The following is an 11,376-nucleotide window of genomic DNA, read 5'->3' on the forward strand; positions in this document are numbered from 1 at the left end:
ATATGTCTAACAACCCGCGCCCCTCCGGCGACCTGGAACACTTGTTCCGGCAAACCTTCGCGGAGGCCGAAATTCAGCCACGCACGAACCTCTGGGAACAGCTCGACCACGAGCTGGTAGTACAACAAAATGATACCTATCGGCGCCGCCTGACGGTGCACCGGTGGGTGGCCGCAGCCTGCCTGCTGCTGGCGCTGGGCTTCGGCGGTTGGGCTGCTATGTGGCAACTCAACAAAGGCAACTCGCGGCAGCTGGCTTCCGTTGGCGCACGCTCTGGTAATACCCATAGTGGCCTAGGCACCGGAACATCAGCTGAAAATCAAATAGCCCAGTCGGGCCAAGACGGTGCGGCATCTAGCGCCGCCCTAGGTGGTGCACAAGCTGCTGCCGATGCGCAGACGGATGGCTTGCTGGCAACTGGTCCGCTAGGCCACTCGGGAGCACATAGTACTGCAACGGAAGGCGCAGCAGAAAGCCTGTATGCGGCGGCTGGCGCACCTAGTTCGGCTCATGAACAGGCCTACCAAGCAGGTAGCCTAGGGAATTATGCTGCCGGCTACCCCAGCGCATACGGGCGCTCTGGTCGCACTCCGGCGGAAAGCAGTGTAAACTACGGCTTTGCCTCCCAGGGCCAGTACGGCGCTACTTCTACCTCCGACAATGTGCTGAGCCTTTCTTACCTGACGTCGCGGCTGCGGAACTCTTTGGGTCTAGGCCTGCCCGATACCCTGAAACCTTCTCTGTTGGCGCAGCCAGCCCCGGCTGCCACCCAACTAGCGGCGGTAGAGGCGCCGGAGGCAGAGGAGCGCCAGTCGCCTAAGCTGTGGCATCGCTTGCGTGTAGGCGGAACGTATGCCGCCTCGGCTTATAACCCCAATATCAACTTCTCGCAGGCCGATAGCAAGGTGAAAGCCGATGCCGTAACGCTAGCCCTCAACAGCTACTACCGCGAGAGTGCCGAAACGGAGTACCGCCGTAACCTGCGGGCTGGCCTAGCCCAGCGTGTCGCTCTCACCCTTGACTACGCCATCAGCAAAAAGTGGAGCGTAGGCTCAGGAGTGGAAGTTGCCGAGCAGCGAGCTTCCTCTGCTACTTCGTATGGCTTTATAGATGGCAAGCAAGTACGCAGCAGCGACCTAGTGATGTTCAACTCTAGCGCTGGTGTGCGCGCGCCGGTACCCCGGGAAGCGCGTACTACCTCCTACCGCTACCGTAGCACAGGTATTCCCGTAACGGTGCGCTACGGCTCCAGCAAGCCCGGTGCCACGCTCTACGCCAAAGTGGGCGCTGCCGTAAACGTGCTCCTGAGCTCGCACTCTGAGCTGGAAGGCTCCCCCACGGTTACCCGCACCTACACGATGTCGTCGCAGGAGTCGCCGTACCGCAAGGTGATGACCACGGTGCGCGGTGGGGCCGGCGTGCGGTACCAGCCTGCCACTGCCAAGTGGAGCCTCGCCGTAGGGCCCGTTGCCGAAGCCGGCCTGACTACCCTCAACGCCCACCCCAACCAAGCGACTCTGCACCAGAGCCGCCCCTATTCCGTGGGCCTCGAAGCCAGCGTGGAATTTGGCACCACCCGGCCAGTAGTAGCGCTGCACTAACCCAGCAGCACAAGGTGGCCAGCCCCCAACAAGCATACGGAGGCTGGCTGCGTCGGGCGCGGGCATTTCACCTCTCCTGAGCTGTTCGCACGGCTTGGCTCTCCTCTCACCACCCTCTATGAATCGAATCTTTACCCTATTGGCCGCCGGGCTGCTTTTTCTACTTACTGCCTGCAACGCCGATTTATCTGAAGATGCGGCGGCTCCCCCTTGCCCCGCCGACTTTTCGGTCACGCTCATTGAGCAGCTCAAGCAAAAGCCCAAGCAGAACCCCGCCGTCGAGGTGACGCAGTACACGTATAAAGGCAACACGGTATATTTAGTAACCGGCGGCTGCTGCGACAACTTCAACTACCTGTTCGACCACTGTGGCAACGTGCTGTGCGCGGCCAGCGGCGGCCCGGCGGGCAAGGGCGACGGCCGCTGCACCGATTTTTCGACTACTGCCACCAATCCCGTCCTACTCTGGCGCGACCCGCGGTAGAGGTGAAATGGTGAGACGGTAAGTTTTTCGTTCTAGTGGCCTACGCGGCGCGCTAGGCCACTCTTTACCGATGTGCTGTCTTGCTGGGGTTTCTGCTATTGGCCTAGGCCTCTGGCTATGGAATGAAACGCGTCTATTTATCAGATGCGTTTTTTCTTTTACCGGGAAACCTCCCGTATTCTAATTCAGTTATCATAGGCTACCCTTTCTGGCCTATATTTCCCTGCATGGAATACCAACTGACCTCAGAGTTTAAACCCACCGGCGACCAGCCTACCGCCATTGCGCAATTGGTAGAGGGCGTTACTAACGGGGAGCCGGCGCAGGTGCTGCTGGGAGCCACCGGCACGGGTAAAACCTTTACCATGGCCAACGTAATTGCCCAAACGGGCAAGCCGGCCCTGGTGCTCTGCCACAATAAAACCCTGGCTGCGCAGCTCTACGGCGAGTTCAAGCAGTTCTTCCCCAACAACGCCGTCGAGTACTACATCAGCTACTACGACTACTACCAGCCGGAGGCTTACATTGCCAGCACCGACGTTTTCATCGAGAAAGACCTGGCTATTAACCAGGAGATTGAGAAGCTGCGGCTGCATTGCACCTCCACGCTGCTCTCGGGCCGCCGCGACGTGATTGTGGTGGCGTCGGTGTCGTGCATTTACGGTATTGGTAACCCCGAGGAGTTCGGGAAAAACGTGATTTACCTGGCGCCAGGCCTACGGTATTCGCGCAACAACCTGCTCTATTCCTTTGTGCAGATTCTGTACTCGCGCACTGAGCAGGAGTTTACCCGCGGCTCGTTCCGGGTAAAGGGCGATACGGTGGACATCTTCCCGGCTTACGCCGACCACGCCTACCGCATTTTCTTCTACGGCGACGAGATTGAGGCCATTCACAAGATTGACCCGGCCAGCGGCAAAAAGCTGGGCGACGAGAAATCGGTGACCCTGTACCCGGCCAACCTGTTCGTGACGGGCAAGGACACGCTTAACCAGGCCATCAAGGAAATTCAGTTCGACATGGTGCAGCAGCACGCCTACTTCGAGAAGGAAGGGCGCGATGCCGAAGCCAAGCGCATTGTGGAGCGCACGGAGTTCGACCTGGAAATGATTCGGGAATTGGGCTACTGCTCGGGCATTGAGAACTACTCGCGCTACTTCGATGGCCGGCAGCCGGGCTCCCGGCCCTTCTGCCTGCTCGACTATTTCCCCGACGACTACCTGCTGGTAGTAGACGAAAGCCACGCCACCATGCCTCAGATCCGGGCCATGTGGGGCGGCGACCGGAGCCGCAAGGCCGCCCTTATCGAGTACGGGTTCCGCTTGCCTTCGGCCTTCGATAACCGCCCGCTCACGTTCAACGAGTTTGAGAGCATGATTCGGCAGGCCGTTTTCGTGTCGGCTACACCCGCTGACTATGAGCTAGCCCGTGCCCAGGGCGTGGTGGTAGAGCAAATCATTCGTCCGACTGGCCTACTGGACCCGGAAATTGACTTGCGCCCCAGCGTCAATCAGATTGACGACCTGCTGGACGAGGTAGATAACCGCGTGAAAATGGGCGACCGGGTGCTGGTGACAACGCTGACCAAGCGCATGGCCGAGGAGCTGCAGAAGTACATGGAGCGCTTGGGCATTAAGTCTCAATACGTGCACTCTGATGTGAAGACCCTGGACCGCGTGGAGATTCTGCGCCAACTGCGCCTCGGCGAAATCGACGTGCTGATTGGGGTAAACCTGCTGCGCGAAGGCCTTGACTTGCCGGAAGTAAGCTTGGTAGCCATTCTGGACGCCGATAAAGAAGGCTTCCTGCGCGACCAGCGCAGTTTGATTCAGACTATGGGCCGTGCCGCCCGTAACGACCGGGGCAAGGTCATTATGTACGCCGACCGGATTACGGGCTCAATGCAGCGGGCCATTGATGAAACCAACCGCCGCCGCGCCACCCAAATGGCCTACAACGAGGAGCACGGCATTACACCCCGCACGGTGCGTAAGTCCCGTGAGGCCATCATGGAGCAAACGTCCTTGTCAGACTACCGCATCGTTGAGGCGCAGGGCTACGCTGGTCCTTCCGATGATGTAACTCTTGCTATTGCGGCCGAGCCGGTAGTATCGGTAATGGCACGCCCTGAGCTGGAGAAGCTTATCAAGCAAACCGAAAAGCAGATGGAAGCCGCCGCCAAAGACCTCGACTTCCTGACCGCCGCCAAGCTCCGCGACGAGTTAGCCGCCCTCAAGCAGGTGCTTAAAACCAAGCGCGAGTAGCATAGCGCCGGCTCCAATCTGCCAGTATAAGAGCTTTGTGCTTCAGGCACCCGAGTCCTACATCAAAGTTTAGATTGCGGGCCAAGACTGCACTTCGGCACGAAAGTAGAAAGAAGGCACTGGCCTAGCGGGTTGCAACACGCCCGCTAGACCAGTGCCTTCTTTCATTATTTCTCTTACAGCTTATGTCTTTATCCTTACGCCTCAGTATGCTGTTACCCGCTGTATTGGTGCTACAGCTGGCCGCGGCCCAATCAACTCCTCCGCACGCTAAGAGCCAGGCAAGCCCATTGCCCAACCTCCCAGAAACGGCACTGCAGCCTGTACTTATGAGCACGGTGCTGCCAGCGGCCGGAGGGCAGCGGTTTCAGTACCAGATTGTGCGGCTCTACAACGACCGGTGCGTGTATCTGGCACCGGCTTGGCATGGCCAGACTAAACTGCAGCCACCCAAGCAGGGGCTGTTTTCCAACCCCGAGCCTGGCGAAGTAGATGCGCTGTTAGTAGGAGCGCTGAATGAGCTAGCCCAGGAAGGATGGGAGCTGGTGGAGGTGCAAACCTCGGCTCAGCCCATCAAAGCCACACAAAAGGTAGAAACCTCCCTGGCCTACAATGATCCGCAACGGCCTACCTACACCGGTACCACTGCTATAGAAACGCTCACTCAAACGCGCTACCTGTTCCGGAAGCCCCTTACGCCGGCTTCTTCAACACCACGCTAATACGGCCGTTGCGTTCCAGATAGGCCCGTTCTACCTGAGTCACGTCGTCGAGGTTGCCACTATTGCGGAGGCCTTCCCGTAGGTCCTTCTCCGAAAAGCTAACCTTGCGGAGGTTAAGCGGTAGGAGCTGGCCGTGGTCGATGAGAAGTAGCGCATCGCCCTTAACCAAGCGGCCTACCGTGTCGGAGAAGAACGCCACGTAGGTGAGCAGTCGGTATAGGCCTATAAGCACGGCACCCGCTGCCAGCGTAGCCCCGAAGGGAGAGGCCGCCACAATCGCGCGGCTCAGCACAGCCCCAAACACCACCTTCAGTACCATGTCGAGGGTGCTACCGCTGCCGAAAGCTTGGTGGCCTGCCAGGCGTAACAGGGCAAGCGCCCAGAGGAACACCACAATGGCGCGGGCGCACATCTGCAGGGTAGTGATACTGTGCGAACTCGCGTGGAGGCCGAGGAGGTCTGATAGAAAGTGCATAGTAGGAGGGGAGTTAACAGTTCGGTAACATAGCTATACCCACGCGCAAATAGCCAGGTTGCTGTGGAGCTATACTCTAGAATAGTAGGCCTAGCGGGCTACCTTTGACCATAACTTGCTGGGCCGATAAGCTGAGCACCTCGCTATTCTGAAGTATTGTTATATGCGGGTACCCCTGCGCCAATGGGCTTCTGGCCTTCCTGTTCAAGTATACATTCTAGTGCTGTTAGTGGCCAGCGTACCCCTGCTATATGGCCTCGGCACCACTGGTATGCGTCCGTGGGATGAGGCGCGCCTTGCCATCAACGCCAGCGAAATGGCCCTGAACAAGCAGTGGCTGGTAACGCACATAGGGGGGCAGCCCGACTTATGGAACACCAAGCCGCCCCTAATGATCTGGCTGCAGGTGCTGGCCATTTGGCTGCTGGGTAACACCGAGTTGGCTATCCGGCTGCCCAGTGCCTTGGCGGCCTTTGCGACCTTGAGCCTACTGTACTGGTTTAGCGTCCGGACGCTGCGCGATATGGGCACGGGGGTGTTGTCTTGTTTGGTGCTACTGACCTCTCTGGGCTACACTGGATTCCACATGGCGCGCAGCGGAGATTATGATGCCCTGCTCGGATTCTGGCAAACGCTCATCTGGACAGCCTTTTTTCGGTACCTGGAAGACGGCCGCCCCCGCGACTGGTGGCTGCTGACGGCGGGCCTTATTGGGGGCGCTCTAACGAAAAGTATTGCGGGCTTGCTCGGCCTGCCGGCGCTGTTGCTCTATGCCCTTTACCGCCGGCAGGCAGGGAAGCTGCTTACCCAATGGCGAGTTTACACGGGGCTAGGCCTGTTCATCATGACAGTAGGAGGCTACTATGTGCTGCGCGAACTGGCGGCGCCAGGCTACTGGCAGGCCGTGCAGTACAACGACCTGCTGGGGCGCTACACTACAGTGCAGAACAATAACCTAGGCTCACCGCTGTTCTACCTTTTGTACCTGAAGAACCAACAGTTTGTGCCGTGGTATTTATTTGTGGGGCCCGCGGTACTGCTGCTATGGCTGCAGCCCAACCCGGTGCTGCGGCGGGCAGCTGTGTTGATAGGCCTGTTTGCCGGTACCTGGCTGTTGCTCATCAGCAACTCGGCCACTAAACTCATGTGGTACAGTGGGCCAATATTACCGGCGCTGGCCCTACTGGTAGGCCTGGGCCTAGCGTGCATCTTCCGGGCGTTGCACCAGCAATATGCCCCCACGTGGAGCACCGGGACAAGTCTGGCGCTGTTCGTGGGTCTGGTCTTTTGGCTGCCCTACCGGTTGCTGCTTGAGAGCATCACCACTCTGGAAAAAAGCAGATATACCGAGTACCATCCTTATCGGGCGTATCTCTCCTCATTGCCAACAACGCACCCAGGCCTCACGCGTTTCACGGTGCTGTCGCCGGTGTTGTTTGATGATATAGTGTCGCCGAAGCCCCACGAGCCTACCCTCGACTATAACCCGGTGCTGCAGTACTACCAACTGGCCTGCCGCACCGAGAAAGGTCTTCAGTTTCAACTTAAAAGTGCCCGCCAGATTCCGGAGCTGCACCCCCAGGATACGGTAGTGGTTTGCGCCGTCCAGGTGCGCCCTCAGCTCGACTCCGCATTTACAACCCGCGTGCTGTACCAGGATGGGCCGTGCACTACGCTGATACTCGGGCAGCGAAAATAGGCCTAGGCCAGTACCAATTCAGCAGAGCAGCTTGTAGCCGATGCCGCGCACATTTACAATCTGCACCTGAGGGTCGTCTTTGAGGTAGCGGCGCAGGCGGGTGATAAACACATCGAGGCTGCGGCCATTGAAGAAGCTGTCGTCGCCCCAAATTTCCTGCAGTACGGCGGTGCGGGCCAGCACCTAGTTGCGTTGGTTGTAGAGGTGCTTGAGCAGCTCGGCCTCACGGTGGGTTAGCTCCTCCTCGTGCAGGCCTAGCCGCAGGCGTTGCTTCGGGTAATCAAACTGATAGCGGCCGATACCCAGCAACCCAGCCGGCGCCGCGGCTGGGGCTGGCGTCCCCAGGCGGGCCCTGATGCGCACAATCAGCTCATCCATGCTGAAAGGCTTTTTGAGGTAGTCGTTGGCGCCCAGCTCAAACCCCCGCACCACGTCGGCCGGTTGGGAGCGGGCCGTGAGGAAGATAATGGGCACCGCAGGGTTGTCGCGCCGGATGATTTCCGCCAGGGAAAACCCATCGAGGCGGGGCATCATCACATCGGCCACCACCACCACGTCGGGGCACTGCTCCCGGAACAGTTCCAGGCCTTCCTGCCCATCGGCGGCGTAGCGCACCGTAAAGCCGCGCACCTCTAGGCTGTCTTTCACAATCATGCCCAGCGCGGGTTCGTCTTCAATAAGGAGAATGGAAGGCATGGGGGAGAGAAGGGAAGTAAGAGGTGATGAAACAGCACTCCCCTCCTCAGATGAGGAGGGGTTGGGGGTGGTCAATGTGGCCTAGAACGACTGCTCCAGAACGGCTACTTAAGAACGTCATGCTGAGCGCAGGAAGCATCTCTCCCGCTGGCTAATCAACTGGTCTAGGCCTCTGCAACGGAGCGGTAGAGATGCTTCGACAAGCTCAGCATGACAGTTAGTGTGGCAACATCAGCACGTGAGATGTCTCGACAAGCTCGACATGACAGGCTAGATAAACATGTAAACAACGCTCCGGTCAACCACCCCCAACCCCTCCTCATCCGAGGAGGGGAGCTAGCTCTCTAGCCTCTAGTGCCCTCTAGGGCACTACAGCACAATCTTTATTCTCTCCCTCCACCAAACCCATGCGCTACTTTCTACTTATTCTCTGCTGCTTGGTCATTAGCACCGCGTGGGCCCAGAAGCCCGCCGCTCCCGCCACGGGCAAAGCCCAGATTCTGGGAGCGGTGGCGGACTCGGCTACGGGCAAGCCGCTGCGGGAGGCGTCTATTTCTCTGCTGGCGGGGCGGGATTCTTCTTACCTCAGCTTCACGATTACGGATGGCGACGGGCGCTTTACCTTGCGCAACGTGGGTAGTGGGCGTTACTTCCTGCTCGTGACGTTTCTGGGGTATAAGAGCCAGCTGCACCCGGTGAATGTGGGCGCCGGTGGCCTAGAGGTGCCGGTGGGAACGCTGCGGCTGCGGGCCATGGCGCAGAGCTGGGCGAGGTGGTGGTGCAGCAGGAGCGGGCCCCCGTGAGTGTGCAGGGCGATACGGTGGCCTTCAGCGCCAAAGCCTTCAAAACCCAGCCCAACGCGGCCGTAGAATCGTTGCTGAAGAAGCTGCCCGGCGTGGAGGTAGACCGCGACGGCAACATCAAGGCCCACGGCCAGGACGTGCAGCGGGTGCTGGTAGATGGCAAGCCCTTCTTCGGCGACGACCCTAAAATGGCCACCCGCAACCTGCCCGCCGACATCATCGATCAGGTGCAGCTCTACAACCAGCGCGGCGACCAGTCGGCTTTCTCGGGGATTAATGATGGCACCCAGCAGAAAACCCTGAACCTGGTGACCAAGCGCGACAAGCGCAAGGGCTACTTCGGGCAGAACGGGGTGGGGGCGGGCACCGATGGGCGCTACCAGGCCCGGCTGGGGCTCAACCGCTTTAATAATGGGCGGCAGCTCTCGGCCATAGGCCAGGCCAACAACCTCAACCAAACCGGCTTTGGCGACAACGGCAGCCCCGCGGCCGGCGACGCCAGCAGCGGCCCCGGCGGGAGTGGCCTAGGCGTTGCCCTGCCCGGCGGTTTCGAGGGACCCGGCAGCGGCGGGGGCGGCCCGGTGCGGATAGCCAGCGGGGGCGGTAGCCGCCAGGGCCTCAGCAGCGGCAGCGGGGGCGCCAACCAAGCCATTGGCATTACGGAGGCGCTATCGGGGGGCTTGAACTACCGCGACGCCTGGGGCAAGCGCGCGGAAGTGGCCACCAGCTACTTCACCAGCCGCAGCACCATCCGCAACAGCCAGCAGATTCGGCGCGAAAACGTGGCCACGGGCACGACCACTCAGCCGGACGGGTCGCTGCTGACCCAGCAGCAGGCCGACTCCCGCAACCGGGTGCTCAGCCAGCGCTTCAACCTGCGCCTCGACTACAAGCTCGACTCCCTGACCTCCCTGCGCTTCACGCCTAGCCTGTGGTGGCGCCAGAGCAACAGCCTGAACCTGAGTCAGCAGCAAACCAGCGTGGGCGAGCGGCAGCTCAACCAAAGCCTGAGCCGCTACGATGCCGACGCCAACACCCTCTGGGGCGGCGGCAATACCCTGCTGATGCGCCGGTTCAAGAAGCTGGGCCGCACGCTCTCAGCCAACCTCAACACGGTGCTCAACAACCAGGACGGCGACGCACTTAACCAAGCCACCAACACCTTCTTCGCCCCCGACGGTACGCCCACCGCCAACCAGCTCAACCAGCGCATTGGGCAGGATAACCCCGCCCGCACCCAGACGCTGAACGTCTCGTACACCGAGCCGCTGAGCCTGCAGCACAAGCTGGAGCTGCACTACAACCTCGCCGACACCCACAGCAGCGCCGACCGCCAGGTGCGCGACTTCGACGAAACCACTGGGGGCTATACCCGCCTGAACCCCGCGCTCAGCAACCGCTTCAGCAGCAACTTCCGCACCCACCGTGCCGGCCTCACGCTGCAAACCAAGCGCCTGCGCTACACCTATGGCCTAGGCCTGGATGCCCATCAGGCCGACCTGCGCGTGAACAACCAAACCGCCGACGTGGCCCTCACGCGCCGCTACCAGCAGCTGTTGCCCAACGCCCTGTTCAGCTACAACGGCAGCCAGAGCCGCACGGTGCGCCTTAACTACCGCACCCGCCTGCAGGCGCCCACCGCGGTGCAGCTGCAGCCCGTGGCCGATAATACCAACCCCCTGAGCGTGCGCCTTGGCAACCCCGACCTGCGCCCCGAGTACATTCACACCCTCTCGGGCACGTACACCCAGTTCAATGACGTGAACAACCGCAGCGTGTTTGCCTCCCTCAACGGCAGCAAGGTGCAAGACCGCATTGTGTCGGCTACGTCGTTCAGCGCCCGGGGCGTGCAAACCACCCGTCCTGTAAACGCCGATGGCTACGCCACGCTCAACGGCTTCGTGTCGTGGGGGCAGCGCCTGGCCTGGCACAAGCTCAACCTGAACCTGACCACCAACGGCAACCTTACCCGCAGCCGCAGCTTCGTGAGCGACCAGGCCAACAACACGCGCTCCTGGAACCTCGGGCAGGGCGTGAGCCTCAACTCCGCCTTCAACGACCACCTGGAGCTCGGCCTGCGGGCCAACGCCACCTACCAGCGGGCCACCTATTCGCTGCTGCCTCAGCAAAACACTTCATACTGGACCCAAACCCTGGAAACCGACCTGTTTTATCAGCTGCCCGGCAACTGGGCCATCAGCAGCGACCTGTGGCTGACGCGCTACGCGGGCCGCTCGGCGGGCTTCAACCAGAGCGTAGCTCTCTGGAATCTGGCCCTCACGCGCCAACTCTTCAAAGCCAAGCAGGGCGAGCTGAAGCTACAGGCCTACGACCTGCTCAAGCAAAATCGCAGCGTAGTCCGCAACGTGACCGATACCTACCTGGAAGACGTCCGCAGCAACGTCCTGACACGGTATTTCCTACTGAGCTTCACCTACAACCTGCGGCAGTTTGGGAAGTAGTGGGGGCTTCAAGAAATATTTAGCCTAGAAATGAAAAAGCCGCTTGCCTTGATTAGGGCGAGCGGCTTTTTCATTGAGCGAGAAACGAGGTTCGAACTCGCGACCCTCAGCTTGGGAAGCTAAGGATATATACTTATTACTGTTTGTCATTGTTTGTTATAAGTGTCTTA

At 60.1% G+C, this 11,376-nt stretch carries 10 protein-coding genes; 7 read left to right on the forward strand and 3 right to left on the reverse strand.

Annotation, left to right across the window (positions count from 1 at the left end):
• Positions 1–2 precede the first annotated feature (2 nt).
• The 4 genes from EU556_RS03690 to EU556_RS03705 all read left to right on the forward strand — a co-directional run bounded on the left by EU556_RS03690 (position 3) and on the right by EU556_RS03705 (position 5,071).
• The gene (locus EU556_RS03690; protein ID WP_135431124.1) at positions 3–1,601 is read left to right on the forward strand and encodes an outer membrane beta-barrel protein; all 1,599 of its coding nucleotides are present in this window, start codon (positions 3–5) and stop codon (positions 1,599–1,601) included.
• Between the two features lie 118 nt (positions 1,602–1,719).
• Positions 1,720–2,085: a DUF6970 domain-containing protein gene (locus EU556_RS03695; RefSeq protein WP_135431126.1), complete on the forward strand. Its 366-nt coding sequence runs from the start codon at positions 1,720–1,722 to the stop codon at positions 2,083–2,085.
• 227 nt (positions 2,086–2,312) lie between these two features.
• A complete protein-coding gene (gene uvrB, locus EU556_RS03700) occupies positions 2,313–4,349 on the forward strand; it encodes an excinuclease ABC subunit UvrB (protein WP_135431128.1) in 2,037 nt (678 codons plus the stop codon).
• A 185-nt stretch (positions 4,350–4,534) separates the two neighbouring features.
• On the forward strand, positions 4,535–5,071 hold the full coding sequence (locus EU556_RS03705; RefSeq protein WP_135431130.1) for a hypothetical protein: 537 nt from the start codon (positions 4,535–4,537) through the stop codon (positions 5,069–5,071).
• On the opposite strand, the gene EU556_RS03710 is transcribed toward EU556_RS03705, so the two are convergent.
• Positions 5,043–5,546: a DUF421 domain-containing protein gene (locus tag EU556_RS03710; protein WP_135431132.1), complete on the reverse strand. Its 504-nt coding sequence runs from the start codon at positions 5,544–5,546 to the stop codon at positions 5,043–5,045. The genes EU556_RS03705 and EU556_RS03710 overlap by 29 nt on opposite strands.
• A gap of 163 nt (positions 5,547–5,709) precedes the next feature.
• On the opposite strand from EU556_RS03710, the gene EU556_RS03715 reads away from it, so the two are divergent.
• Complete coding sequence (locus EU556_RS03715; protein WP_135431134.1) at positions 5,710–7,245, forward strand: ArnT family glycosyltransferase; 1,536 nt, start codon at positions 5,710–5,712, stop codon at positions 7,243–7,245.
• A gap of 18 nt (positions 7,246–7,263) precedes the next feature.
• Here EU556_RS03715 and EU556_RS26425 read toward each other — a convergent pair whose 3' ends face one another.
• Both EU556_RS26425 and EU556_RS03720 read right to left on the reverse strand, forming a co-directional pair.
• Positions 7,264–7,428 (reverse strand): winged helix-turn-helix domain-containing protein, encoded by a 165-nt coding sequence (locus EU556_RS26425; protein ID WP_245327397.1) that lies wholly within the window; start codon positions 7,426–7,428, stop codon positions 7,264–7,266.
• Positions 7,429–7,941, reverse strand: a complete 513-nt coding sequence (locus EU556_RS03720) for a response regulator transcription factor (protein WP_245327398.1) — start codon at positions 7,939–7,941, stop codon at positions 7,429–7,431.
• Between the two features lie 407 nt (positions 7,942–8,348).
• On the opposite strand from EU556_RS03720, the gene EU556_RS26430 reads away from it, so the two are divergent.
• A complete protein-coding gene (locus tag EU556_RS26430) occupies positions 8,349–8,744 on the forward strand; it encodes a carboxypeptidase regulatory-like domain-containing protein (RefSeq protein ID WP_245327400.1) in 396 nt (131 codons plus the stop codon).
• Positions 8,717–11,206, forward strand: a complete 2,490-nt coding sequence (locus EU556_RS03725; protein WP_245327402.1) for an outer membrane beta-barrel family protein — start codon at positions 8,717–8,719, stop codon at positions 11,204–11,206. Before EU556_RS26430 ends, EU556_RS03725 begins: the two co-directional genes overlap by 28 nt.
• Positions 11,207–11,376 lie beyond the last annotated feature (170 nt).

The sequence above is a fragment of the Hymenobacter fodinae genome (assembly GCF_004745825.1).
GTDB lineage: Bacteria > Bacteroidota > Bacteroidia > Cytophagales > Hymenobacteraceae > Hymenobacter > Hymenobacter fodinae.